Source organism: Bacillus sp. KICET-1 (genome assembly GCF_027721405.1).
In the GTDB taxonomy this organism is placed as follows: Bacteria; Bacillota; Bacilli; order Bacillales; family Bacillaceae; genus Bacillus; species Bacillus velezensis.
On the sequence record NZ_CP113515.1, the window covers coordinates 40,496 to 65,545 of the forward strand.

At 48.1% G+C, this 25,050-nt stretch carries 22 protein-coding genes and 1 pseudogene; 3 read left to right on the forward strand and 20 right to left on the reverse strand.

All coding sequences use genetic code 11. The features are described from left to right. Positions 1–104 precede the first annotated feature (104 nt). A complete protein-coding gene (locus tag OVA33_RS00215) occupies positions 105–656 on the forward strand; it encodes a PadR family transcriptional regulator (RefSeq protein ID WP_012117104.1) in 552 nt (183 codons plus the stop codon). 37 nt (positions 657–693) lie between these two features. Here the strand turns inward: OVA33_RS00215 and cyoE are convergent, their stop codons facing one another. The 18 genes and pseudogenes from cyoE to OVA33_RS00300 form a co-directional block, all read right to left on the reverse strand. After that, positions 694–1,641 (reverse strand): heme o synthase, encoded by a 948-nt coding sequence (gene cyoE / locus OVA33_RS00220; protein WP_063636904.1) that lies wholly within the window; start codon positions 1,639–1,641, stop codon positions 694–696. 242 nt (positions 1,642–1,883) lie between these two features. Then, positions 1,884–1,952: pseudogene (locus tag OVA33_RS20635) on the reverse strand (hypothetical protein); the annotation flags it as partial. 78 nt (positions 1,953–2,030) lie between these two features. Continuing rightward, the gene (locus OVA33_RS00225; RefSeq protein ID WP_063636905.1) at positions 2,031–2,888 is read right to left on the reverse strand and encodes a catechol 2,3-dioxygenase; all 858 of its coding nucleotides are present in this window, start codon (positions 2,886–2,888) and stop codon (positions 2,031–2,033) included. A gap of 16 nt (positions 2,889–2,904) precedes the next feature. Continuing rightward, positions 2,905–3,309 carry a DoxX family oxidoreductase CatD gene (locus OVA33_RS00230; protein ID WP_012117101.1) on the reverse strand — a complete coding sequence of 135 codons (405 nt, stop codon included), beginning with the start codon at positions 3,307–3,309 and terminating at the stop codon, positions 2,905–2,907. A gap of 167 nt (positions 3,310–3,476) precedes the next feature. After that, positions 3,477–5,294 (reverse strand): ABC transporter ATP-binding protein, encoded by a 1,818-nt coding sequence (locus OVA33_RS00235; RefSeq protein WP_128974032.1) that lies wholly within the window; start codon positions 5,292–5,294, stop codon positions 3,477–3,479. Further along, positions 5,275–7,008 carry an ABC transporter ATP-binding protein gene (locus OVA33_RS00240; RefSeq protein ID WP_017419135.1) on the reverse strand — a complete coding sequence of 578 codons (1,734 nt, stop codon included), beginning with the start codon at positions 7,006–7,008 and terminating at the stop codon, positions 5,275–5,277. The genes OVA33_RS00235 and OVA33_RS00240 overlap by 20 nt, the downstream gene beginning before the upstream one ends. Positions 7,009–7,145: 137 nt before the next feature. Beyond that, positions 7,146–8,732, reverse strand: a complete 1,587-nt coding sequence (locus OVA33_RS00245; protein WP_063637096.1) for an alpha-glucoside-specific PTS transporter subunit IIBC — start codon at positions 8,730–8,732, stop codon at positions 7,146–7,148. Between the two features lie 16 nt (positions 8,733–8,748). Then, entirely contained in the window at positions 8,749–9,510 is a 762-nt protein-coding gene (locus OVA33_RS00250) for a MurR/RpiR family transcriptional regulator (protein WP_007408530.1), read from the reverse strand. A gap of 68 nt (positions 9,511–9,578) precedes the next feature. After that, entirely contained in the window at positions 9,579–10,928 is a 1,350-nt protein-coding gene (gene glvA / locus OVA33_RS00255; protein WP_003155532.1) for a maltose-6'-phosphate glucosidase, read from the reverse strand. A gap of 170 nt (positions 10,929–11,098) precedes the next feature. Next, positions 11,099–11,281 carry an H-type small acid-soluble spore protein gene (locus OVA33_RS00260; protein WP_003155535.1) on the reverse strand — a complete coding sequence of 61 codons (183 nt, stop codon included), beginning with the start codon at positions 11,279–11,281 and terminating at the stop codon, positions 11,099–11,101. A gap of 65 nt (positions 11,282–11,346) precedes the next feature. Beyond that, complete coding sequence (locus tag OVA33_RS00265) at positions 11,347–13,155, reverse strand: sigma-54-dependent Fis family transcriptional regulator (RefSeq protein ID WP_063637095.1); 1,809 nt, start codon at positions 13,153–13,155, stop codon at positions 11,347–11,349. A gap of 106 nt (positions 13,156–13,261) precedes the next feature. Continuing rightward, positions 13,262–14,641 carry a dihydrolipoyl dehydrogenase gene (gene lpdA / locus OVA33_RS00270; RefSeq protein ID WP_063637094.1) on the reverse strand — a complete coding sequence of 460 codons (1,380 nt, stop codon included), beginning with the start codon at positions 14,639–14,641 and terminating at the stop codon, positions 13,262–13,264. A gap of 14 nt (positions 14,642–14,655) precedes the next feature. After that, the gene (locus OVA33_RS00275) at positions 14,656–15,849 is read right to left on the reverse strand and encodes a dihydrolipoamide acetyltransferase family protein (protein ID WP_063637093.1); all 1,194 of its coding nucleotides are present in this window, start codon (positions 15,847–15,849) and stop codon (positions 14,656–14,658) included. A 14-nt stretch (positions 15,850–15,863) separates the two neighbouring features. Continuing rightward, on the reverse strand, positions 15,864–16,892 hold the full coding sequence (gene acoB / locus OVA33_RS00280; protein ID WP_025650250.1) for an acetoin:2,6-dichlorophenolindophenol oxidoreductase subunit beta: 1,029 nt from the start codon (positions 16,890–16,892) through the stop codon (positions 15,864–15,866). Position 16,893: 1 nt separating this feature from the next. Further along, a complete protein-coding gene (acoA, locus tag OVA33_RS00285) occupies positions 16,894–17,895 on the reverse strand; it encodes an acetoin:2,6-dichlorophenolindophenol oxidoreductase subunit alpha (RefSeq protein WP_003155540.1) in 1,002 nt (333 codons plus the stop codon). A gap of 256 nt (positions 17,896–18,151) precedes the next feature. Beyond that, positions 18,152–18,652, reverse strand: a complete 501-nt coding sequence (locus OVA33_RS00290) for a DUF6884 domain-containing protein (RefSeq protein WP_025650251.1) — start codon at positions 18,650–18,652, stop codon at positions 18,152–18,154. Positions 18,653–18,808: 156 nt separating this feature from the next. Continuing rightward, on the reverse strand, positions 18,809–19,792 hold the full coding sequence (locus OVA33_RS00295) for a tRNA dihydrouridine synthase (protein ID WP_057080401.1): 984 nt from the start codon (positions 19,790–19,792) through the stop codon (positions 18,809–18,811). Positions 19,793–20,635: 843 nt separating this feature from the next. Then, entirely contained in the window at positions 20,636–20,917 is a 282-nt protein-coding gene (locus OVA33_RS00300; protein WP_017419125.1) for a YfzA family protein, read from the reverse strand. Positions 20,918–21,291: 374 nt separating this feature from the next. Between OVA33_RS00300 and OVA33_RS00305 the strand changes: the two genes are divergently transcribed. Further along, positions 21,292–21,459: a hypothetical protein gene (locus tag OVA33_RS00305; protein ID WP_224443563.1), complete on the forward strand. Its 168-nt coding sequence runs from the start codon at positions 21,292–21,294 to the stop codon at positions 21,457–21,459. Between the two features lie 102 nt (positions 21,460–21,561). Here the strand turns inward: OVA33_RS00305 and rlmD are convergent, their stop codons facing one another. Beyond that, on the reverse strand, positions 21,562–22,962 hold the full coding sequence (rlmD, locus tag OVA33_RS00310; protein ID WP_007408520.1) for a 23S rRNA (uracil(1939)-C(5))-methyltransferase RlmD: 1,401 nt from the start codon (positions 22,960–22,962) through the stop codon (positions 21,562–21,564). Positions 22,963–23,096: 134 nt separating this feature from the next. Further along, positions 23,097–23,960 (reverse strand): DNA-3-methyladenine glycosylase family protein, encoded by an 864-nt coding sequence (locus OVA33_RS00315; RefSeq protein WP_063637092.1) that lies wholly within the window; start codon positions 23,958–23,960, stop codon positions 23,097–23,099. A gap of 106 nt (positions 23,961–24,066) precedes the next feature. Between OVA33_RS00315 and corA the strand changes: the two genes are divergently transcribed. Further along, positions 24,067–25,026, forward strand: coding sequence for a magnesium/cobalt transporter CorA (gene corA / locus OVA33_RS00320; protein ID WP_003155549.1), 960 nt, complete (start codon positions 24,067–24,069; stop codon positions 25,024–25,026). Positions 25,027–25,050: the final 24 nt, after the last annotated feature.

A 25,050-nucleotide genomic window follows, 5' to 3' on the forward strand; every position in this document is an offset into this window, starting at 1 on the left:
CTGATTTTGCCGCCGCGGATTCAATGACAAGCATCCGGCGCTTCTGCGTTTTTAAGCGGCCGTATGGTATACTAGCTGTCAAATGAATGGGCTTGGAGGACAACATGAGAATTTTAAAGTACGCGATTTTAGGGCTTTTGCGAAAAGGCGAATTGAGCGGATATGATATATCGAGCTATTTTAAGGAAGAGCTCGGCCAGTTTTGGAGCGCAAAGCACAGCCAGATTTATCCGGAATTAAAAAAACTGACGGCTGAGGGATTTATTACGTTTCGCACTGCGATTCAAGGAACGAAGCTTGAGAAAAAAATGTACACGCTGACTGACAAGGGAGAGCTGGAGCTTGCTGCCTGGCTGACGAAAAAAGACCCGATTCCGGAAACGGTGAAGGATGAATTTATGCTGAAGGCTTATTTCATCTCAGCTTTGACGCAGGAAGAAGCGGATGAGCTATTCACCGACCAGCTCGTAAAGCGGAAGGAGAAATTGTCCGATCTGGAAAACAGTTATCAAGAACTGATGACATCGTCCGCGGAGGCGGATTCTTTTTCTTCTCCTGATTTCGGCCATTATCTCGTGCTGACAAAAGCGCTTGAGCGGGAACGGAATTATATTTCCTGGCTTGAAGATATTTTGGCTCTCATCAAAAAAGCATAAACAAAACGGGGCGGCTCTGTATCTGCAGGCCGCCTGTTTACGTTCTGAGAACCGCATTGATAAACGAATCAGCCATTAAAATAAGAAAAAGCAGACTGAAATACACAATCGAATAAAAAAACATCCCCTTCGACCATTGCGTGTCATCCGCCGCCTGAAAGCCTTTGACGCTCCGGTACAGCCAGATGGCTCCGAGCAGGAGAGCGGACGCGGTATAAAACGGGCTGACGTCTATATAAAGAGGAACGAGCAGAGAAACCACAGTCAGAACGGCGATATAGCGCAGCATTTTTATTTTTGTGACGCGGTTGCCTTTTATGATCGGCAAAAGCGGAATGCCGGCGGCACGATACTCTTCCTTTCGCCTGATTCCGATCGCCCAGAAATGCGGCGGCTGCCACAAAAACATAATCGCGTATAACAAAATTGCGGGCATATCAATGTACCCGGTCAGCGCGCAATAACCGATTAAAGGCGGAGCCGCCCCCGGAAAGCTGCCGACAAATGTGCTCCAGACGGATTGTCTTTTAAACCAAAGCGTATAAACGACGGCATACAGCAAAAAGGCAAGCAGCCCAAGAACGGCGGTCAGTACATTTAGCGAAGCAAGCATGATGAATCCGCATGCGCCGAGACATGTGCCGTACAGGATCATGACCGGCGGCGGTATTCTCCCCGTGACGCTTGCGCGGGTGCGGGTTCGCGCCATCTTTGCGTCCATGCCGCGGTCAAAGAAGTTATTAAAAACAGTGCTTGATGCCATGACTAACGCCGTTCCGATCATAGCAACCGCCATGGCGGCAAATATACCGGGCCCTCCGCCCGTGCTTTCCGACTGAAGCCACGCGATCCAAAATCCGCCCAATGCGGCGAGTGAATTTGAGATGATAATCCCCGGTTTGGCAAGAATGATAAAGTCCTTGACCGTCACCCGGTTTCCGTTATGCTTCATAGACTGTTCCGTCTGTGCTGCATTTGAGTTCATTTGTTCAGGTTCTCCTTTTTCGGCTTATCATATCAGGAAGAATCAGGAAGCACAATTGTTTTGGACATTTTTCACACAATTGTAAATTGTATACGAAAAGCCGCAACTTGTGACCGGATGCGGCTTTTCCCTTTTTCTATTCAAAGTCTGCCCATACTGCTCCCTGATCCGCCGAACGGACACCATTTTCAATCCAGCGGATGCCCTGAGCCCGGGCCGGCGATGGCGGGCTCCACGCGTCATTTTTGCGCCTCACTGAGATGTTCGCTCTCTCCAGTCACACAAAAGCCGTGTGTATATTGCAAATCGACGTTCTTCTTTCCCGAGCCTTCCCAAGAAAACTTCGGAAAAATAAAAACCCTTGCCGGTTAGACGGCAAGGATTGTTTCTTACAGTGTAAATGCGATATCCGCCCCTGATACAGGGTCTTTGACGAATACGCCCTCTTCTTTTTCTTCGATCTCAAAGCCGGCATCGGTCAGCGCTTTTGTCACACGTGACAGCTCTTTTTGATGCGGCAGCGCGATGGTGTAATAATCCAGCCCGCTTGCGTTTCCCGGTTTCGGCGGCGCATGTTTTCCGGCCCATATATTCAGACCGATGTGATGGTGATACCCTCCTGCCGAAACAAACAGAGCGGACATGCCCGCGTAATTGCCGACAATGTCAAAACCGAGGATATCGGTGTAAAACGCTTTGGCTTCCTGTAAATCCGTCACATGAAGATGGATGTGGCCGATAACAGTTCCTTCTGGGAGACGGCTTTTCCGTTCAGCTCCGGCTTCTTCCAAAAGCCCGTCCACATCGACGGGCGCCGTTTGCATGACATAATTGCCCTCTGCATCCCGGCGCCACGTGCTGCGGGGACGATCGGCGTATATTTCAATACCGTTGCCGTCCGGATCAGACAGGTAAAGAGCCTCACTGACCGCGTGATCCCCCTGACCGAGCGCGATGCCGTTTTCAATCAGCCTGGCCAATGCGATGCCGAGTTCTTTCCGGTCAGGCAGAAGGATCGCGAAATGGTACAGGCCGGTGACAGACCGCTCCGGCAGAACGACGGCGCTTGGATTTTCTTCAAGCACCAGCAGAACGCGTTTTCCGTCTGCTGACAGTCTTGCTGAACGATCTGTCTGCGAGATGACTTGAAAGCCGATTACATTCCGGTAAAAGCCGAGCGAGCGTTCCATATTTTTAATGGTCAATTTGACATAACCGATTGCCGTATCTTGATGAATGCCGGTCATTTGAACGCCTTCTTTCTTATGCTGAAAAAGTTTCTCCCTTTTTTGATTTGAAAAGGAGCTGATCCAATGAAAGCAGACGGCTTCCTGAAAGCGCTAAGTGAATTGACGCAACCAGTAAGATGAAATCAAATTCCGATCCGCCCATAAATGGTGAGGAAAGCTTCGCCGTGAAAATGGCGCCGACTAATGTGACGGCAAACAGAACGCCGATAATGCGCGTTGCCAAACCGAAAAAGATCAGAACCCCGCCGACAAGCTCAATCGTCGCGATGACATAGACCATAAAGGCCGGAATCCCGATGCTCTGGAAAAATTGCGCAGTTCCTTCCAATCCTTGAAACTTGGATAAACCGTGAACAAAAAAGATAATACCTGTTACAACCCTTAAAAGCAGTGTTCCTGTTTCGAATGATTTATTCATAAAATCCTCCTTGAAAATTATTATCACTTACTTTATGTAAGCTAGTATATATACATAACTTATTTACGTCAAGTAATTTTGTTACATTTAACGAAAATAACTTAAAAGTACTATTTGCCTTCGCGAAAAAAAGACCTCCGCACTCTGTCGGAGGTCTTTTTCCCTATCTATGATTCCCGGAACTGGCTTTCATATAATTCCCGGTAAAACCCGTTCTGGCTGAGAAGTTCGGCATGAGTTCCTTTTTCAGCCATTTCGCCGTCTTTCAGCACAAGAATCTGATCGGCTTTTTGAATCGTGTTCAGCCTGTGAGCGATGATGACGCTTGTTCTGCCCGCCATTAAACGGCCGAGCGCTTCTTGTATTTTCACTTCCGTCACCGTATCAATGTTGCTCGTCGCTTCATCCAAAATGAGCAGCACCGGGTCCGCCAGCACAGCTCTCGCGATGGAAATAAGCTGTTTTTGTCCTTGGCTGATGCCCGCGCCGTTTTGGGTAAGGACGGTATCGTAGCCTTTCGGGAGCCGTTCGATGAATCCGTGGGCATTGGCGGCTTTTGCGGCTGCCTCCACCTCTTGATCAGATGCGTCCAGACGGCCGTAACGGATATTTTCCCTGATGGTGCCCTGAAAGAGAAAGGAATCCTGCAGGACAAACCCCATGTTTTTTCTCAGACTGGATCTCGTCAGTTTTTTGATGTCCGTTCCGTCAATGAGGATTTTTCCGTTATTCGGCTCGTAAAAACGGGCGATCAGGCTCGTAACGGTTGTTTTACCCGCTCCGGTCGGTCCGACGAAGGCGATTGACTGTCCTTTCGGAACGCTGAAGGACAGGTGTTTTAAGATCAAGCTGTCTTCCTGATAGCCGAAGGAGACATCTCGGAATTCAATTTCTCCCGTTTTGATCGGCTGGTACAGCGCATGCTCTTCATCTTCCCGCTCCTCTTTTTCATCCAGCACGTCAAACACCCGTTCAGCCCCGGCGATGGCCGATAACATCGTATTGAACTGATTGGCTAAATCATTTAAAGGGCGCGTGAACTGCCGCGAGTATTCGGCGAATACGACGATGGCACCGATCGAGATCAATCCCTTCAGCGCAAACAGCCCGCCGACCGCCGCTATAATCGTAAAGCTTAAATTGTTTAAAGAGTTCATGACTTTCGGAATGAATCCCGAAATTGTCTGCGCCCAAAACCCCGATGATTGTAACGCCGCGTTTTTTTCTAAAAATTGTTCCATGACGCGGTCTTCCCTCGAATAGGCTTTAATGACCTTCGCCCCTGATATCGACTCTTCAATAAAACCGTTCAGCTCGCCGAGGTTTTTCTGCTGCTGTTTAAACAGCAGTCCCGTCCGGTTGGTGATCCATTTAATGCTCAAAAGCATGATCGGAATAATCAAAAGCGTGATCAATGTTAAAAGCGGACTCATGTACAGCATGACGGCGATTGTGCCGACGAATGTAATGACGCTCGACAGCACTTGAATGACGGATGTATTTAAAGTGGAGCTGACATTTTCGATATCATTGGTGACCCGGCTCATCAAGTCCCCGAGCCGCTGTTTATCAAAAAACGGAATCGGCAGCTCATGCAGATGGGTAAACAGCTCGCTCCGCATTTTAAACACGGTGCTTTGCGAGATATTGATCATCCAATAGTTTTGAAACCATAAGGACAATGATTGCACGAGGTAAATCACAAACAGCATGAACAGCACCCCCGCCAATCCGTCTGTCGTCTGTCCGACGATAAAATGATCAATCGCTTTCCCGATGACGAACGGTCCGAGCAGGCCGAATATGGCGCTTATGACTACCATGATGATCACAAGGGTTAAAAGCCCTTTTTTCTCGGCTACATAAGACCAGATTCTGCGCAGCATGCCTTTTGTATCTTTTGCTTTCGCGCGTTTTCTGCCGCCTTCATTTGATTTGAGCGGTATTTTCGGATATCGGAAAGGTTTACGAATGTCTTTTTGCATTGTCAGCTCCCTCCTTTCCGAATTGTGATTCATAAATCTGCCGGTACAGATGAGACTGTGCCATCAGCTCTTTGTGCGTGCCTTTGGCCAGCAGTTCGCCGTCTTCAAGCAATAAGATGGTGTCAGCCTTCATCGCAGTCGTTATTTTCTGCGTAATAATCAGTGTCGTGCATTCATAGGATCTGATCGCTTGTAAAAGCTTCGCTTCCGTCTGAAGATCGAGCGCGCTCGTACTGTCATCTAACAGCAGGAGGGACGGCTTTCTGATAAAAGCGCGCGCGATGGAAATCCGCTGCTTCTGCCCGCCTGACAAATTGACGCCCCGCTGTCCCAGCACCGTGTTGTATCCGTTTGACAGCTTCATAATCGTGTCATGGATTTGCGCGTCTTTGGCCGCTTCCATTACTTCATCTAGTGAAGCATCCTCCCGCCCCCAGGCGATATTTTCACGGATGGTGCCCGAAAACAGAAGCACTTCCTGCGGCACATAGCCGATTTCCCTGCGCAGCCCGCAAGCGGAGAATTCACCGATCGGTTTGCCGTCTATGAAAATACTGCCCGAATCAGCCGTGTACAGGCGCGGAATCAGCTGAAAAAGCGTTGATTTTCCTGAGCCTGTCGCGCCCATAATGGCAACCGTTTCTTTCGGGCTGGCAGAAAAGGACACGTGATGAAGCGCGTCTTTTTCCATGCCCGGATAGCGGAAGGACACTTCGCGAAACTCAATCCCGCCTGCAAGCGCCCGTGCCGGGTCCTGCCCCGTTCCCTCGCCGCCTTCTGTTTCCAGCACCTCGCCGATTCTTTCTCCGGAAGCCTTCGCCCGGGAAAATACCATGATGAGAAAAGGAAGGACGGACAGCGCGCCTGTAATCCGCGTCGCATAGTTAATGACGGAAACGACATCGCCGACCTGCGCTCCGCCCTGAGCAATGCTTTTGGCGCCGAACCATAAGATAAACAAAATGCAAATGTTCATCAGCAGCATTAAAATCGGCATCGCCGCTTCCACGAGACGAAAAGCGGAGACCGTTTTTTCCATCAGCTTCGTATTCGATTTCAAAAAACGTTTCACTTCGTGGTTTGCACGGAGGAGCGCTTTAATCAGTTTGATCGCCGTCAGGTTTTCCTGCATGATCGTGTTGACCTGATCAAGCCGCTTTTGCACAGACCGAAACAGCGCGCCGCCTCTTTTCAGCACCCACAGCAAAAACAAAAGCAAAATCGGCACCGTGATCAGCAGAAAAAACCCGAGTTTCGCATTAACGGTCAGCGAGAGAATAATGCCGCCCGCGATCATTAACGGCGCACGAAGCATAAATCGGAGACTCATGAAAAGCATATTCTGGACCTGTGTCACATCGTTTGTCAGCCGGGTGATAAACGATGTGGATGAGAATTGCGCAAACGTCGAATAAGAGAAGGATTGAATTTTTTGAAAAATCCCTTTTCGCGTATCATACGCATAGCTCTGGCTGATGTGGGCGGAGTAGAATGAATTTAAAATGCCCGATGCGAATGAAACAGCGGTCAGTCCGATCATCACGCCGCCCCACAGCCAAACCGTACCGAGATCCTGCTTTAAAATTCCTTCGTCAATGATTTTCCCGATCAGCAGGGGCTGTATCAGCTCTACCGCAAGCTCGATGAGCATGAAAAACAGAGCGATTCCCGCCAAAAGGGAATACGGTTTTACATATGATAAAGCCTTTGACATGTGTAAGCCTCCAAATCCTTTGTTCAATATTATTATTTTATGCCTTTCCGGCAAATGAATAAAGAAATTTGGTGTGCCGTTTTTTCAATAATCTGCGAAAAAGATAAAACCTTCCCGGGGAGGGGAAGGTTTTGACCTTATTGATCCAATTGCTGTTCAATACGCTCCCGCATTTGCGGAACGCCTAATCCGACAATGACCTGAAGCGCCCTGCCTTTTCTGACGACGCCGTGGGCTCCCAGCTCTCTGAAATCGGCGTCACTTTTGACCTTTGATTCATCAGCGACAGTGACGCGGAGACGGGTGGCGCAGTTGGTGACCTCCGTAATATTGTCTTTTCCGCCCAGCGCTTCAATATACAAAGCGGCTGTATCCCGCTGTGTTTCGTCTGCCGCCGCTGTTTCTTTTGAAGCCTGCTTCCGTTCTCTGTACTCCTTTTTCGAATAGAGCTTTGTTTCCTGCCCTTCCTCTTTTTCTCTGCCCGGTGTGGCGATGTTGAATTTGAGAATGAGGAAACGGAAGACGAAAAAGTAAATAGCGGTAAAACACAACCCGATGATGATCTGGTATACATACGTCAAGCCGTGGCTTGACGCCAGCGGGATCCAGTTCAAGGTCGCAGCTTCGATCAAACCGCCTCCCATATTTCCGACGACGCCGGCCATATACATGACGGTTGCCATGGAAGCGGCAAGCAAAGCATGAACTGCAAATAAAAACGGCGAGATAAAAAGGAATGTAAATTCAATCGGCTCTGTAATTCCCGCGACAATGGACGTTAAGGTGACCGGAATCAAAAGGCCGGCGACGATTTTTTTCTTTTCCTTTGAAGCCGTGGCGTAAAAAGCGAGCGCGATTCCCGGAATGCCGAAGATTTTCGAGTTGCCGTGAAGCGCGAATCCCCCCTGCGGGAACAATTCTTTCAGCGGTTTGACGCTTTGAGAGTATTCCCCGAGATGCTGCGCCCAATAGGTGACGATACCGCCTTCAGCCACAGCCGGACCGTAAACAAACGGCGAGTAAATAAAATGATGCAGACCCGTCGGGATTAAAATCCGCTCCAGGAACGTGTAAATCCACACGCCGATCGCCCCGGAAGAAACGAGAAAACTTTGCAGCGATCCGATTCCGGACTGAACCATCGGCCATACGTATGCCACCGCAAGTGAAATCGGTATCATAATGAAGAAAGAAATGATAACGATGTAGGAAGATCCTTGAAAAATCCCCAGAAAATCCGGCAGTTTTTTATCAAAATAACGATTGTGCAAATACACGACAATAGATGAAATAAAGATGGCGCCGATAATATTCGTATCAAGCGTTTTGATGCCGGCGATCATCGTCAGCCCGCTCGCTCCGCCGGCTTCCTGAGTCATATCGACATGAAAAGCCCCGCCCCAAACCGTCAGAATCGCATTGATAAAGTAATTGAATGTCAGATAAACTGTAAGCGCTTCCAAACAGGCTCGTGCCTGCGCTTTTTTCGCTAAAGCGACAGGTATGCCGATCGCAAACAGGAGCGGCATTTGATTAAAGACGGTCCAGCCGCCCTGTTCAATGACGTACCAGCATTGATACCAAAGCCCGTCAGGATCAGCCAGCGGCCCCATCAGCGTTTTATTTTTAAACAGCGTGCTCAGACCGACAATAATACCGGAAAATGCAAATAATAAAACAGGCACAAACATCGCGCTGCCGAAGCGCTGGACTTTTTGCATCATTTCACGTGACCTCCCGCTATTTATCAAAATTTTCGAGCTCTTTATAATCAACATATGCACGGAATAACGCTTCGCCCACCAGAAAAAACGGGGCAAATGCGACGATTTCCGTTTTATCGCTTAACGTCACCGGCTTGCTGGTCGCATAAAGATTATACGGCGTCGTTTGCGCCAGGACGTTGTTTTTCAGATTGGTGATTGAAATAAACGGAACTCCCTTTGCGGACAGGGTCCTTACCTGCGGAATTAATTCGGGTGTTTCGCCTGATAAAGAAATAATGATGAATACGTCATCAACCTTAAAATCATCACACATGATATCAAACTCTGTGATGTCCTGAATTAAAATCAGATACTTCCGCCGGGATACAAACATCCGCTGCAGCTCACGGGCGCACACCCTCTGAGCCGTCCCCGATCCGTAAACGAAAATCCGTTTTGCTTCATCTATCAGCCGGCACATCTCCGTCATATCTTTTGACTTCACGTATTTTACATTGGCTTCAATATCATCCAGCAGCTTTTCAAACGTCATATTCTCGCCCTCTTCAGGCTGATCCTCCCATTTCAGAAAAACACGGAATTCACTATAGCCGCTGAAGCCCAGTTTTTGGGCGAGCCGCAGGATGGAAGACCGAGAGACATTGCAGGCTTTCGCCATGTCATTGATACCGAGATGGTAGCACGTATGCTTATGATTCAATATATATTTTAAAATATAAAAATCGTTGTCATTTAATTTCGCGTAATGCTGATTAACCAGTTCTTCAAGACTCATCCCAAAAATCCCCCCGTTTTCTTTCTATTATATAGAATAACAGATAAAGAAAACGGGGAAGATTGTCATCAGGAAATAGGAGACGGGCTTACATCAAGCTCAGGCCAGTAGTCTTTATTAGCCTCCATCAGGTCTTCAAGAATCAGTCTTGCCACACGGGCATTCGGCACTGTTTTTGACAGGATCAGCGCCTGCCACAGCTTTTGAAACGACCGCTCTTCCCACGCTTCAGCCGTCAGTTTTTCGACAGACACCTGCTGTTCCATCAGGCCTTTTTGAAATTGCGGTATGTTCCCGACTGAGAGCGGTTCCGGTCCGTTTGAACCTACGAGACAAGGAATCTCAACCATGGCTGACGGATCAAAGTTTGCGATCGCGCCGTTATTTTCAACGATTAACAGCATTCTCTCCCCTGTGTTGTAAGCGATGGCCCGGGCAAGGTCGACGATATAGGAAGCATGATCATCAATTTTAATTTCACTGTTCTCCGATGATTGTTCGCGCGTAATCATATCGCATTGGCTGAAAATGAAAGCTTCCCGCCCTTCCATGACTTCGTTGGCTCTCGTATGGTTCGGGTTTGATTTTTTCACCATATCATCCGGGAATAAGTAATATTGCAGATATGTGTTCGGAAGCGTATCCGGATCAGCCGCCTGTACGTCGCGCGCTTTTTTGAATGTGTCATTCCAGCTTGCTTCAGTCTGTTCGGCCTCCGTCTTCGGAACGTAGCCGTATTCACGGACATGCTCTTTCAGCTTCGGCATTAAATCATTGCCCTCTCGATCGGTGATGGACGTCCACCAGCCAAAGTGGTTCAAGCCGTAGTAACGGACGTTCATTTCTTTTCGTGAAGATAATCCGAGGATGTTCGCCATGCGATCCTCAATTCCGACCGGCATGTCGCAGATGTTCAATATTTTTGAATTCGGTCTGAGGCGCCGTGTAGCTTCGGCCACAATCGCCGCCGGATTGGAGTAATTCAGCATCCATGCGTCGGGCGAGTACGTTTCCATATAATCAAGAATCTCCAGAACACCGCCGATAGAGCGCATGCCGTATGCGATTCCGCCCGGCCCGCATGTTTCCTGGCCGACCACGCCGTACTTCAGCGGGATTTGTTCATCGAGTGCGCGCATCGCATATTTTCCGACGCGGATATGCGCCATGACGAAGTCAACATCCGTAAAAGCCGTCTCTGGGTCATCAGTCGCCAAAAATTCAATGTCCGGCGCTTTTTCTTTTATGAATACCTCACACGCACCCGCAATCCGCTCCTGCCTTTCTTTATCATTGTCATAAAGTTTCAGCTTTCTGATCGGAAACTCTTCCAGGTGGTTCAAAAGCATTAATACAATTCCGGGGGTAAATGTGCTGCCGCCGCCTGCAATAACGATTGAGAATGATTTGTCTGTCATGTGAAGCCCTCCTCTGATAACGTTTACATTTTATTTATATCATGAGAAGGTCCGATCTGTACCGGGTTTGGAGGAGTTAGATCATTTGATCATTTTTAGTTATTTTTCTCAAAAATCGGGAAAGTTCCCACAGGTACAAAAAAGGCCTGCTGTCATCAGCAGACCCCTTCTCAAAAATGCTCTTGTAAATCAGAAAGCAGCACTTCCTGCTCAAATTGTGGATTTCCGATCGGAAAAATCCTGGCTGTTTCCTTGTCTTCGTTGACATGCTGAATATAAATCGGAACTCCTTCATACGTCACATACGCCATGGCGGCGGATTCCGAAATGTCTTTCGCACGCTGTGTATTCACGTCTCAAACCTCCTTTAGGCCTCACACATAACGTGTCCGGCAGCCAAGAGAAGTATGCTTGTTTCTTACAATTGTCCGGCGGTGAGTTTGAATTTTTTGAGGCGTTTGTAAAACGTGCTCCGCGGGATTCCGGCCATTTTGGCGGCCTGTGTAACATTCCCCTTCGCTGATTCAAGCGCGTTTACGATGATGTTTTTCTGAATGTGCTCCCGGATGGAGACGGGGGACGCTTCTTCCTGTTCATAAGACTCGGCCGCCTCTTTAAGACCTGACGCTTCAAGCAGGGCTGCGATGGGGCGCCCTGACAGCCGTCCGTCCGGGAACATGACGGAAAGACGTTCAAATACATTAAACAATTCCCTGATGTTCCCCGGCCATTTCCGGCTCTTTAATAGGTCTAAAAAATCATCAGGAAGCTCCCCCCGCCAGCCGCGATTTCGCTGAAATTCAAGGAAGAGGCCGGGAATGTCTTCGGTGCGTTCTCTTAATGGAGGGAGGTGGATCGGACAGACGTGAAGCCGGTAAAATAAATCTTCTCTCAGCTTTTTGCATTCGACAAGCTGTCTCAGATCAGTGTGGGTGGCAGTGATAATTCTGATGTCAACGGGAATCTCTTTTGTCCCGCCGACCGGGGTGACTTTCCGCTCCTGCAGCACCCGTAACAGAGCGACCTGCATGGAGTGTGATATTTCTCCGATTTCATCGAGGAAAAGCGTGCCTTTATCGGCTTTTTGCAAAGCGCCGTTATGTCCTTTCCGTTTGGCTCCGGTGAAGGCGCCTTCCGAGTAGCCGAACAGTTCGCTTTCAATCAGCTTTTCGGGGACCGCCCCGCAGTTGACAGCGATAAACGGGCCGTTTTTCCTGGAGCTGTTGTTATGAATCGCCCGGGCGGCAATCTCCTTTCCCGTCCCGGTTTCTCCCGTAAGACAAACGGTTGCGTCCGTTCGGGCGACAAGCTCCAGCTGCTGGAGCATATGTCGGGATGACGGGCTTTTGCCTGCCGCACCATGAAATATAAACGACGGCTTTTCTTCTCGTTTAGATAAGTAAATGCATGAGAAGCCGTTCTCCTCCCGCTTCGTCTGCTTGATATGATAGCCCTGTTCCTCAAGCTCGCGCAGCATATGTCCGGTAAAATGCTGAACGGGACGGCTTGCGGCGATAACCCGGCTCATTTCATTGCAAAGCACGATCGGATCGTGAGACCGGGTAAGCCCGGCGAATTTGCTGATCATGTCAAGTTCTGTCATTTTGATCTTTAGGGCAAGCTCCCGTTCCGCCGTATAAGCGATGGAGGAGGCAATTCCGAGCATAAAAGGCTGAGCGCGGGCGGCGGGGCAGGAAATATCAATGACACCCGCCAGCCGCCCGTCTTCATAACGGATGGGCGCGGCGGAACAGCTCCATTGATGAGAAGCGAGCGAATAATGTTCAGAGCCGTGTATCATGACCGGTTCATTTGTATAAAGAGCTGTCCCGATCGCATTCGTGCCGACGGCCGTTTCCGTCCAGCGGGCGCCTTTTAAGAAATTGATGCGGTTCGCTTCATGAATGGTGCGCGGGTGGCCGTCAACTGAATGGACAACGCCGTCAGAATCAATCAGAAGAACCATCATTTCCATTTCCCGCATCGCCGTTTTCATTCTTTCTGCGTGCGGCGTTGAGGCCGCTAAAAATAACGCATGCTTTTCGGCCTGCCTTTCTAAATGATCTGCCGGCATTACATTCGGCCCCTTTTCGAGATAAGGGTTGACATCGGCTTTTTTGCAGCGGTGCCATGAGGCCGCCACCCGCTTCTGAATACGGGATTCATCAAGCACGCCTTCTTTCACAAAGCGCTTCCAGGTTTTAAAATCATTCCGAATGACATTCATTGTATTCGCTCCCCCCTGTTCAGACCATCTTTTCATATATTGTAGGGGAAAAATAAAGCGCTTTCAACGAAAAATACCCCTTCTCATCTGAGAAAGGGTATTCCGGTTATACGGAATGCACCGCAAGTCCGGTGACATTCAGCAGGGCTTCCTGAAGCGTTTCTGACAGAGTCGGATGCGCCGCGATAAAGTGCTCCGACATATCCGCCGTCATTTCACCGTTCATCATCATGACCGCCTGACCGATCAATTCCGTCACGTCCGGCCCGATCATTGACACGCCGACGATTTCTCCGAATTCCGGTTCGGCAATGATTTTCATTTTGCCGCCATGCTGATGTTTAATTAACGCTTTTCCGTTAGCAGAAAATGAACATTCTCCGATTTTCACATCTCCGTATGTTTCTCTCGCCTGTGTTTCCGTCAGCCCGACAGCGGCCATTTCCGGCGATGTATAAATACAGCGGGGCACCGCCCGCATATCGACTTTGCTGTCCTTTCCCGTAGCATGCGCGGCGGCTGTGATTCCTTCATGAATGGCGGCATGCGCGAGCTGCATTCCTCCGGCCGCATCGCCGCATGCGTATATATGAGGCACATTGGTCTGCATATGGTCATTGACTTCAATGCCGCGCGGAGAATACCGGATGCCGGCCTGCTCCAGATTCAGCTCTTGCAAACGCGGTTTTCTCCCGATTGCAACCAAAATGTGATCAGCCTGCGCCTCAATTTCTTTGCCGTCTTTTGTCCATACGGCAGTTTTCCTTTCTTTATCAATCCGCTGAAGGGCGGCTTTTGTCTGAATATCAGCCCCGCTGTCTCTTAAAGAGTCTTCGAAAACGGCGGCGATTTCCCCGTCTTCTGCCGGGAGCAGCCGGTCAGCCGATTCAATCACCGTCACTTTCGTTTTAAACCGGCTGAATAAAGAGGCAAATTCACAGCCGATCACACCTCCCCCGACAATAAGCAGAGAAGAAGGGATTTTCTGTAAAGAAAGCGCATCTTTGCTGTCGATCACCCAATCGCCGTCAAATGGGGCAAACGGCAGCTCCGCCGGTTCAGATCCGGATGCAATCAATATCCGATCCGCTTCCAGAATGTCTTTTGCGCCTCCTTCTCCTTCAACAAGCAATGTCTGCTCTGTGAGAAATGAAGCTGTCCCGCTGATGACTTTAATCTGATTTGCTTTCATTAAGTATTGAATTCCCTGCACGAGCCGGCTGACGATTTGCCGTTTGCGCCCCTGCATGCGGGCCCAATTGAGTGTAATGTTTTGCGGCAGTTCGATGCCGAATGTATTTGCATGCCTGATTTTATCGAGCACATTCGCGCTTTCCAAAAGCGACTTTGTCGGGATGCATCCCTCATTGAGACAAGTGCCTCCGAGCGGCCCTTTGTCGATCAGAACGACTTCTTCTCCCCTCCGCGCGGCAGTCACGGCAGCTGCATATCCGGCAGGCCCGCCGCCGATAATGGCTAGTGTCAATCTCTTCACCCTCTCTATAAAATCAATCCGGCCGGCTCTTCAAGCAGCGCTTTGACCGTTTTCAGGAAGTCCGCAGCCGGTGCGCCGTCACATACTCTGTGATCAAAGGTAAGGCTCAGCGGCAGCATGGTGCTTTTGACAAGCTCATCTCCTTTAAACGCCGGCGTTTCATAGCTTGCGCCTACTCCGAGAATACCGGCTTCAGGCGGATTAAGAATCGGGGTGAAATGCTCAATTCCGTAACCCCCGAGATTTGTAATAGAAAATGTCGATCCGTGCAGATCATCTCCGGAAGCATTGCCTTCCCGCGCCCGGCGTGCCGATGTGCTGATGTGATCCGCAAGCTCAAGGAATGAAAGCTTTTCCGCATCCCGGATCACCGGCACGACGAGACCGTTTTCAAGAGAAACCGCCATCCCGAGGTGGACATATGGATAGGTGATGATCCGCTCCTCTTGATAAGAGCTGTTCAGCTCAGGATGCTGTTTCAGCGCAAGCACCGCGGCTCGGGATGCGAAATGTGTGACCGTCAGTTTAACACCGCTCCGCTTTTTCGCGCTGTCGGCGAGCTGCTGCTGCCATTTCACAAGCTCCGTAATGTCCGCTTTCATCGTCAGCGTCAGTTGGGCGCTGTTTTGCAGGCTTTTGTGCATTCGGTCTGCAATCACTTTTCTCATCGTTGAAGCCGGTTTTCCCTCCGGCTGTGCCGTCTGAACCGAAGACTGCGGTTCAGATTCCGTCTTCATGGCCTTGATGACGTCAGCTTTTACGATTCTGCCTCCGGGCCCCGTCCCGTTCAGCGTATCAACTTTCAACCCGGCTTTCTCCGCCATTTTTCGGGCAACGGGAGATATTTTCACGCGGTGTTTACGCTTTTGCCCGGCTTTGGGAGCGGGCATATGTTCAGGTTCAGATTGCGGTTTCCCGGCTTTTTCAGGAGCCTGCGCCTCCTTCTCCCGCACTTCTTCGCCGTTTTCCCCGATATAACAGATGGGCGTTCCCGGCGGGACTCCTTCTCCCTCTTTGACTTTAATATGAAGAAGCGTGCCGCTTTCAGGCGCTTCTATTTCCATTTCTATTTTTTCCGAGTTGATGCTGGCGATGCTTTCTCCCTTTTCAACCGGGTCGCCGACTTTTTTATTCCAGACGGATACTTCACCTTTCTTCATCGCCATTCCCAGCTTCGGCATTACTACTTTTACAGCCATTCTATATCCCTCCTTTAATTCATTGCCGGCTCGCCAAGCAATTCAAGCGTGACGCTGACAATTTGGTCTGGTGTCGGCAAATATTGATCTTCAAGCACCGGCGAAAACGGCACCGGTGTATGCGGCGCTGTAATCCGCTTAATCGGCGCATCAAGCAAATCAAAGCCCTTATCGGCGACAATCGCAGCAATATCCGTGGCGATGCTGCAGCGCGGATTGGCTTCGTCTATGATGATCAGCCGGTTTGTTTTTTCTAACGATGTGAAAATCGCTTCCTCATCTAAAGGAGACAGACTCCGGGGATCAAGCACCTCGGCGTCGATGCCTTTCTCAGAAAGCTGCGCAGCCGCTTCAAGCGCGGTATTGACCTGCTTGCCGACCGCAAACAGCGTGATGTCGCTGCCTTCGCGTTTGATATCCGCTTTTCCGAGCGGGATTGTATAATAATCTTCCGGCACCTCGCCCTTCATGTTGTAGGATGTTTTATCTTCAAAAAAGAATACCGGATCATTGTCTTCTATTGCCGAAAGCAGCAAACCTTTGGCGTCATATGGATTGGACGGCACAACCGTCTTCAGACCCGGGATGCTGGTGAACAGGCCATACAGCGCCTGCGAATGCTGAGCGGCTGCCCGGAACCCGGCTCCGTATGTGGTGCGGACGGTGATCGGCACTTGCGCTTTACCGCCGAACATATAGCGGAATTTCGCCCCTTGGTTGATCACCTGATCAAAGCACGTGCCGATAAAATCGTTAAACATCAGTTCCGCAATCGGTCTCAGCCCCGTGGATGCCGCAGCCATGGCCGCACCCATGTAGCCCGCCTCAGAAATCGGTGTGTCCAGCACCCTGTTTCTGCCGAATTCCTGTACGAGCCCCTTTGTGACCCCTAATACACCGCCCCATGCTTCATCATCCTGCAAATGATCGACCGCCGCTCCCCCGGCGACATCTTCACCGATTACAAGCACATTGTCATCTTTTCTCATCGCAAGCTTCATTGCTTCATTGATCGCGTCCGACATGCTTATGACTCTCGCCATCTCACATTCCCCCTTTTTCATATGACACGTAGACGTCTGTCAACAGCTCAGACTCTTTCGGATATGGACTCTTTTCGCTGAACGAGACGGCTTTTTCAATCGATTCGCTGACACGCTGTTCGATGTCTGACAGTTTATTTGCATCTGTTTCTTTTAGAAGATAGTTTTTAAAGCCTTGAATGGCATCCTTTTCTTCAAGATGCTCAGTCTTTTCATCCTTTGTTTTATAAGTTTGGGCATCCCCTTCGAAATGGCCGTAGTTTCTGTAAGTCATACATTCAATCAAAGACGGGCCTCCGCCGTTTCTTGCTCTTTCTATCGCTTCCCCGGCCGCCTGATAAACCGCTAAAATATCTTTTCCGTCCACCGTGACTCCCGGCATGTTATAGGCAGCCGCCCGATCGGCGATTGAATCACAGGCTGACGCGTACTCAAATGTCGTGGCTTCGCCGTAGCCGTTGTTTTCGGCGATGAACACGACAGGAAGGTTCCATACTGCCGCTAAGTTCAGCCCTTCATGGAAAGTCCCTTGGTTATTGGCTCCGTCCCCAAAAAAGCAAACGCTTACATTTTTAGTTTGTTTATATTTAGCCGTGAGCGCTGATCCGCATGCGAGCGTGAATCCGCCCCCGACGATTCCATTTGCGCCTAACATGCCTTTATCAAGATCCGCAATGTGCATAGAACCGCCTTTGCCTTTACACAGTCCGGTCGCTTTTCCGAATATTTCCGCCATCATGCCGTCCAGATCACAGCCTTTGGCGATACAATGGCCATGTCCCCTGTGTGTGCTTGTAATGCTGTCGCCATCATCTAAATGAGCGCACACCCCCGCAGCTACCGCTTCTTCACCGGCATACAAATGGACGAATCCGGGAAGCACTCCTTGTGCGAAAAGTTCATGCACTTTGTCTTCAAAGCCCCTGATTTCCAGCATCTTTTGGTACATCCACAGCGCTTTCTCCTCAGTTAATGACAAGCCTTCTCGTTTTAACAATTCCATTTTGTGCGCCTCCTTCTATTTAGGGTTCACACTTATAAATGCAAGAAGCATGCCAGCCTTTGAAGCCCGTAAAATGAATGTTTTTATTTTTACAATGGAGACAGTTTGAGACAGGTGTCTCATTTTGTCTCGATCTGTTCCCTTTGTCTCGTTTTAAGGCATACAAAAAAGACCGGGCATCACCCTGTCTTTGACAATGATCGACGTATTTATTTCCTCGGAAATCTTTTAACTGCTTCATTCTTCTGCATACAGTCTATCGCGGCGTTTGAGTAGTTACACTCTTTTTTTCATATCCGCGTGCTTGCAGTTCATGCTTTTCTTCAACAGCCCGATTCAGCGCTTGAAGCATGTAGCCAATGCCTTTATACGATGACAAAGGCCAGGTGATATGCTGATGCTCTCCGATGACGGCGTTTAGGACGCTTCGGTATTTTTTCCCGCCAAGCATGACAAGCTCTTCGATGTCGGAAAAGCCTTTTTCATGAAATTGACGGCGCAGCTCGTCCGCTGCCATGATCTCCGGATGACCGGTTCCAAAAGTGACATCGTAATTTCCTGGAACAATATCATCCGGACAAAGGAATCCGTGCTTCGCCGACAAAATCACCCACTCATCGAAAAATGCTTTCGCATATCGCTCGCACGCCTGATGCAACGGGCTGAGATAAGCGTCTTCCGCCCTTACCGGACCTGTATCTGAATGGACATCCCAAATTTTTTTCTTGCCGCAGGGGATGATGCACAGTCGTTTCATTTTTCTCTCCCCCTTTATGATGTATCTCCTATCAATGTACCATTATTCGTTTATTTCTGCATGACGAAACTGGCCATGGATCTGTCTGGGTAAAAACTGCACACAAAAAGACCCGGAATTCAAATCGAAATCCGGGCCGGATGAAGGTTGTTTATGTCACTCTTGCTCCATCCCATCAAGATACTTTCTCTCAAAGTCATCGAGCAATGCACGCACTTCATCTGTTGACTTTGTATTCATGCATTGATTTCTTAATTCACTTGCTCCCCGGAATCCGCGGAGATATATCTTGAAAAAGCGGGGGAGCGGTTTATATGCTCTAGCTTCTTCTTTTGAATACTCATCATGGAGATCCAGGTGCAATCTCAAAAGATCAAGCAATTCCTTACTGCTATGCTCTCTCGGCTCCTTTTCAAAGGCGAACGGATTAGTAAAAATGCCTCGTCCAATCATAATCCCGTCAACACCGTATTGTTCAGCGAGTTTCAAGCCGGTCTCCCGGTCAGGAATATCCCCATTGATCGTCAAAAGGGTATCTGGCGCAATCTCGTCACGAAGTTTCTTAATTTCCGGAATCAACTCCCAATGCGCATCTACTTTACTCATTTCCGCTCTTGTACGCAGATGAATGGAAAGATTCGCAATGTCTTGTTTCAGTATGTGTGTCAGCCAGCCGCGCCATTCGTCAACATCCGTGTAGCCAAGTCTCGTCTTCACACTTACCGGCAGACCTCCTGCTTTCGCCGCCTGTATTAATTCTGCCGCAACTTCAGGACGGCAAATCAGGCCGCTTCCCTTTCCATTCCCCGCCACATTAGGGACAGGACAGCCCATATTGATATCCAGGCCCTTAAACCCTAATTCCGCCATCCCAATACTCATTTGGCGAAAGTTTTCAGGCTTATCTCCCCATATGTGGGCAACCATCGGCTGTTCATCCTCCGTGAAAGTCAAACGGCCGCGTACACTATCCTTCCCATCCGGGTGACAATAGCTTTCTGAGTTTGTAAACTCTGTGAAAAACACATCAGGTCTGCCTGCTTCACTCACAACATGGCGAAAAACGACATCCGTCACATCTTCCATTGGTGCCAGTACAAAAAATGGCCGCGGTAATTCACGCCAGAAATTATCTGTCATAACAAATCCAAATCCTTTCATGATGGGATACAGCCAAACCTTTATCCCAAAATTAAAAACTGACCATGCTTCTTTTACACTTATAGCATGTGTCAGCACTTCTTATCAAACGATAGTAAATTTTGAACATTTCACTTTTTACTCGTTAAAAAGTGAAAAGCAAACTGAAGTAGAATAGATATGATAGAACACCTTACAACTCCTTAACCATATAATCGGTTCGAAAGAGAAAAAAGTGTGATGATTATCTACACCTATTTTTTTTATATTGTGGTTTATTAGTAGTAGCGCTGACCTTCATCTTTCTTAGGGCCTTACTTTTGCTCTTTTTGGACAAAAAGGATTCCAACCTAAATAGAATATCATATGAGTTCTCCCTATTACCAATGCAAAATAATTGTCCTGTTATCGAAGATAAAATATTTAACGCTGCACCATATCCGTATCTCAATATCATTTGCGGAAAACGAATTTCAAGAAATAATATGATTAAGCAAAATGAGTTGGGGATGGTATGGAGTAAGGGGATGGGAAGAGAAAATAAACTCGAACTTAACAGAATTCAAAACTTCAATCTGGACCATTTGAGATTTGCTCATGGTTTAGAAATAACCAACGCAACAAGTGGCTTCTGGCTCTATACAGTATATGTACTAAGGGTCGATTGGCTTTCAAACCCCTTATGTTAATATCTTTATACAATCACCTATATATGTTGTATAAGATTACGATTCGGTAATCCTGATCCAGAACCAATAAAATAGACTGCTGACTAAGTGTCGCAGTCCTCACTCATAAGATTAATAAGAAAGTGTTCATTTTCTTTCATCATTAAATAAGGCATCAGAAGTTATTGCTTTCATTTCGAATATCCTTTGTTATACCTGTGATTATGTGTATAACAGTGAAAACCCCCAAGAAAACAGTGACAATATTAAACCATGGATTATCATAGAATGAAAGATATGTTTGAAAGAAATCCAGTTCAGCTATGTTTGCTGGGAATCCATTCATTTCTCTATAATTAGGACCCCATCCCGTTAATTCTGCAAAATTAAAATAAAGCTGTGAAACTAAAAATGCCAAAACCGTGAGAAACCAACTTTTTTTATATACTTTACCCATTTCATTATCCATTTCCTTTTCTGCAATACTTTTTAGCCAAGTGTCAATCTAACATCATTATATGATGAAGCATGATTGTCGCGATAATTACTTATTAAGGATATAACCATCGCAGGTATTACTGTAATAGTTGTTATCACTTACGATTCCGCCTCGGCGCTATTATTTAATTGTTGTAATGCTAATACGTTATACATTAAAGTAAGCCACCTTTGCCTTTTGCAGCTTCTACATCAGAACCTTCAAACAGTTGTTGAAGTTCCAATACATCTCTTATTCGATTCCACCTCCTTTTTATCATTTATTACAACTATTGCTAATAGTATTCTTTAAGAAAGGAGTTTACAAAATATTAACGGGAATTACAAGTATTCATGGAACTTGAACGACTTGTTATTGCTGCTGGTTCACAACAAGATCTTCATATTTTGTCTGTAATGCCGTTTCCAAACGGAAAAAAGAAAGTGTTAATAGAAAGCAGCCTGCTTGGCTGTTTTTCACTTGCTTTTCCATACGTTTTTTCAACTCTTTTTATCAGTTAAATAAAGACAAAAAACAGGTAGGACAAGGGCAAAACATGAAAAAACCCGGAAATCGGAATTGTTTATTTACCGAAATCCAGGTCTGATTACGAATTGTTTATTTTAGTTAGACGATTTTAATACAAGCTTCGCCACGGCTTCCACATGAGCCGTCTGCGGAAACATATCCACAGGCTGAATATATTCGACGCGATAGTCCTTCGACAGCGTCTGCAAGTCTTTCGCCAGTGTGGAAGGATTGCAGGATACGTAGACGAAGCGTTTCGGTTTTACTTTTTTGATGGTATCTAAAAATGTTCTGTCACAGCCCGTTCTCGGCGGGTCGACGATGACCACGTCAGGACGGAAGCCTTCTTTCGTCCATTTCGGGAGCCAGTGTTCGGCTGTTCCTGTGACATATGCCGCGTTTTTGATGCCGTGTTTTTTGGCGTTTTTCTTCGCATCATCAATTGATTCTTTAATGACGTCCATGCCGCGGATCTCTTTTGCGCCGCTTGAAACCCACATGCCGATCGTACCGACGCCGCAATACGCGTCTACGACTTTTTCTTTTCCTGTCAGCTGAGCCGCTTGTTTCACTTCGTCATACAGCTTGACCGTCTGCTCAGGGTTGAGCTGGAAGAAAGCGCGGGCGCTCAGTTCAAATGACACGTCACCGAGCACTTCTTGAATGGCATGGCTTCCGGCCAGCGCTTTTGTTTTGTCACCGAAAATGACGGATGTGCGCGCGCCATTGACGTTTTGAATAATCGATTTCACTTCCGGCAGCCGGTTCTGAATGGCTTTGACGATCTCATCTTTATTCGGCAGTGTCTCTTTCGCAGTGACAAGCACGACCTGCACTTCGCCTGTTTCAAAACCGACTCTCGTCACGATGGTGCGGACATCGCCTTTTTTGGTCCGTTCGTTATAAACGGACACGTTGTGTTTTTCTAAAATACGACGGACGATACCCGTTGTTTTGTTTGTTGCCGGATGCTGGACAATGCATTCCTTAATCGGGACGATTTTATGGGAATCAAGTCCGTATAAGCCGGCAATGATGCTGCCGCTTTGCGAGCGTCCGACTTGGAACTGGCTTTTGTTCCGGTAATTCCAAGGGTTGTCCATTCCGATCGTATCTTTAATGTTCATTTCTTCGACATTGAATCTCGTATGACGTTCCAGAGACTGAATGACGATGTCGCGTTTTTCGCGAAGCTGCTGGGTGTATGCCAGATGCTGAAGCTGACAGCCGCCGCACTGGTCGTAGACCGGGCATGGCGGCGTGACACGGTGTTCAGACGGCTTGCGGATTTTTTTGACGCGTGCTTCTGAAAATTTCGGCTGCACATTTGTCGCTTCGGCAACGACTTCTTCACCGGGCAGAGCGCCGGGAACGAAGACAACTTTTTTCTTAAAATAGCCGACGCCCTCTCCGTTAATGCCGAGACGTTTGATGGTCAGCGGAAATGTCTGTCCGATTTTCAATTCGGCAGGCGCCTTTTTTTGATGTTGATTCACGTTTTTTTCTCTCCGTTTCTATATAAAGCCTTTCTCATGGGAAAGCGGCTGATTTGAAATATCACATCTGTTCAGTATAACATGCAGCCGGCGGTTCCTTCATGTTTTTCACTGGAAGTTTCCAAAAATCCTCATCATTCAATGCTTCTCCACAAGTACAAGGACGCATAGCTTAAATACGGCGCCCATTCGCTGCTTACCTGGAGCATCACGTCTTTTGACGGTTTATCCTCTAGGGCGAAGCGGCGTTTGACGGCGTTTTGCAGGCCGATGTCCGCCAAAGGAAACAGATTCGGGCGGCCGAGGCCGAACATGAGGACGTTTTGGACGGTCCACGGGCCGATGCCTCTGATGGCGATCAGCTTTTTCATAATGTCTTCATCCGATAAATGGGTAAGTTCCGCCAGATTGAGCGCTCCGCCTGCAATCATGCGTGAAATGTCAATCGCATATTCCGCTTTTCTCATGCTGAACTGGAGCTCCCGCAAGTCCTGATAATCAAGCGCCGCGATCGTTTTCGGCTCGGGATAGCACCAGACGCCGTCTTTTTGTTCACCGAAGGCATGGACGAACCGTTCCGTTAAGGTAAATGCGAAAGACAGGTTGAGCTGCTGGTGGATGATGCATTTCATGAGACAGTTGTAGACGTCATATTCCAAGACGAGCGGGGTTCCCGCATGCTCCTCAAAAAGCGCCGACAGATTTGTTTTTGAGAAATGATCAAGCACAGGCTGAAGCGGCTGTTCCCATTGAAAAATGTGTTTGATCCGTTCAATCATCTCCTCGCGGTCCGTTTCTCCGCTGACGAGGAAGACCGGGTCTGCGGCGGTGCCTTCCGCTTGAACCGTGATGACGGACAGTTTGCCGTCCCGTGTTCTGAGCGGCACTTTGATTGATCTTGCATGAAGATCGACCGCATTCAGCGGATCGAGCGACAGCCTTTCAAGGACTTTATCAAAATGATACGGCGGCGTGACCGAAACCGTTTCCTTCCACATATGCTCCACCCCTTTTTGTCCAAGTATATCATGAAGCGGCCGGGCGGCAATTCGTATACTTTTCTTCATAACGCCGCATGATATAATGGCAGGCGGAGGGTTGTTTATGATACATATAACCGCAATCACAACACATAATGAGATATTAGATAATATCCCCCTATCACGTACAGAACAACCGGACATCGCATGGTACTGGATTGATTTTTTCGGCGCTGAGATGCATGAAACCGAGCTGCTGCGGGATTATTTTCACTTTCATCCGCTTGCGATCGAGGATTGCTTTCAGCACATGCAGCGGCCGAAGATCGACCATTATGACGGCTACCGTTTTTATGTGCTCCACGCCTTGAACCCGGACACACTGGAAATGGAAGAGGTGGACATTTTTCAGTCCGACCGTTTCATCGTCAGCTTCCATTTGCACGAATCGCCCGGCGTCTCAAGGGTGAGAGAACGGTTTTTCGCTTCTCCGGGATTAGCCAAAAAAGGGCCGGGGCACATCACTTATATGATTATGGATCAGCTTGTCGATGAATATTTCCCCGTGCTGTACAAAATTGAAGACCGGCTGAATGAAATTGAAGACAGCAGAACCCATAAATCTTACGGCACATTAATGAATGAAGTGTTTGAATTGCGGACTGATCTTTTGAACCTGAGGCGGACGATCATTCCGATGCGCGATTTAATGTACCGGATTTTGAGCCTTGACCATGTAAAAGAAAGCCGTGAAACGAAGGCATATTTCAGCGATATTTATGACCACCTGTTAAAACTGGCCGAGCTGATCGAGTCAAACCGTGATATGACGTCAGATTTGCGGGACAGCTATGTGACGCTGAATTCAAACCGGATGAACGCCATTATGATGACATTAACCATCGTCTCGACCATTTTTATCCCGCTGACGTTCATCGCGGGGGTTTACGGCATGAATTTCGATAACATGCCTGAGCTTCATTGGAAATACGGGTATTTTATCGTTTTGGGCGTAATGGCCGTTCTTGTGGCCGCCATGCTGTTTTGGTTCGCCCGCAAAGGCTGGTTTAATATATTCAAGTAAGAACGGCTGCCGGCTGTTCTTTTT

Excerpts from the sequence above, each read along its gene's own strand:
- OVA33_RS00215 (WP_012117104.1), top strand. The coding sequence starts at position 105 with ATGAGAATTTTAAAGTACGCGATTTTAGGGCTTTTGCGAAAAGGCGAA.
- cyoE (WP_063636904.1), bottom strand. The coding sequence starts at position 1,641 with ATGAACTCAAATGCAGCACAGACGGAACAGTCTATGAAGCATAACGGA.
- OVA33_RS00225 (WP_063636905.1), bottom strand. The coding sequence starts at position 2,888 with ATGACCGGCATTCATCAAGATACGGCAATCGGTTATGTCAAATTGACC.
- OVA33_RS00230 (WP_012117101.1), bottom strand. The coding sequence starts at position 3,309 with ATGAATAAATCATTCGAAACAGGAACACTGCTTTTAAGGGTTGTAACA.
- OVA33_RS00235 (WP_128974032.1), bottom strand. The coding sequence starts at position 5,294 with ATGCAAAAAGACATTCGTAAACCTTTCCGATATCCGAAAATACCGCTC.
- OVA33_RS00240 (WP_017419135.1), bottom strand. The coding sequence starts at position 7,008 with ATGTCAAAGGCTTTATCATATGTAAAACCGTATTCCCTTTTGGCGGGA.
- OVA33_RS00245 (WP_063637096.1), bottom strand. The coding sequence starts at position 8,732 with ATGATGCAAAAAGTCCAGCGCTTCGGCAGCGCGATGTTTGTGCCTGTT.
- OVA33_RS00250 (WP_007408530.1), bottom strand. The coding sequence starts at position 9,510 with ATGAGTCTTGAAGAACTGGTTAATCAGCATTACGCGAAATTAAATGAC.
- glvA (WP_003155532.1), bottom strand. The coding sequence starts at position 10,928 with ATGACAGACAAATCATTCTCAATCGTTATTGCAGGCGGCGGCAGCACA.
- OVA33_RS00265 (WP_063637095.1), bottom strand. The coding sequence starts at position 13,155 with ATGAATGTCATTCGGAATGATTTTAAAACCTGGAAGCGCTTTGTGAAA.
- OVA33_RS00275 (WP_063637093.1), bottom strand. The coding sequence starts at position 15,849 with ATGGCTGTAAAAGTAGTAATGCCGAAGCTGGGAATGGCGATGAAGAAA.
- acoB (WP_025650250.1), bottom strand. The coding sequence starts at position 16,892 with ATGGCGAGAGTCATAAGCATGTCGGACGCGATCAATGAAGCAATGAAG.
- acoA (WP_003155540.1), bottom strand. The coding sequence starts at position 17,895 with ATGGAATTGTTAAAACGAGAAGGCTTGTCATTAACTGAGGAGAAAGCG.
- OVA33_RS00290 (WP_025650251.1), bottom strand. The coding sequence starts at position 18,652 with ATGAAACGACTGTGCATCATCCCCTGCGGCAAGAAAAAAATTTGGGAT.
- OVA33_RS00295 (WP_057080401.1), bottom strand. The coding sequence starts at position 19,792 with ATGACAGATAATTTCTGGCGTGAATTACCGCGGCCATTTTTTGTACTG.
- OVA33_RS00300 (WP_017419125.1), bottom strand. The coding sequence starts at position 20,917 with ATGGGTAAAGTATATAAAAAAAGTTGGTTTCTCACGGTTTTGGCATTT.
- OVA33_RS00305 (WP_224443563.1), top strand. The coding sequence starts at position 21,292 with ATGGAACTTGAACGACTTGTTATTGCTGCTGGTTCACAACAAGATCTT.
- OVA33_RS00315 (WP_063637092.1), bottom strand. The coding sequence starts at position 23,960 with ATGTGGAAGGAAACGGTTTCGGTCACGCCGCCGTATCATTTTGATAAA.
- corA (WP_003155549.1), top strand. The coding sequence starts at position 24,067 with ATGATACATATAACCGCAATCACAACACATAATGAGATATTAGATAAT.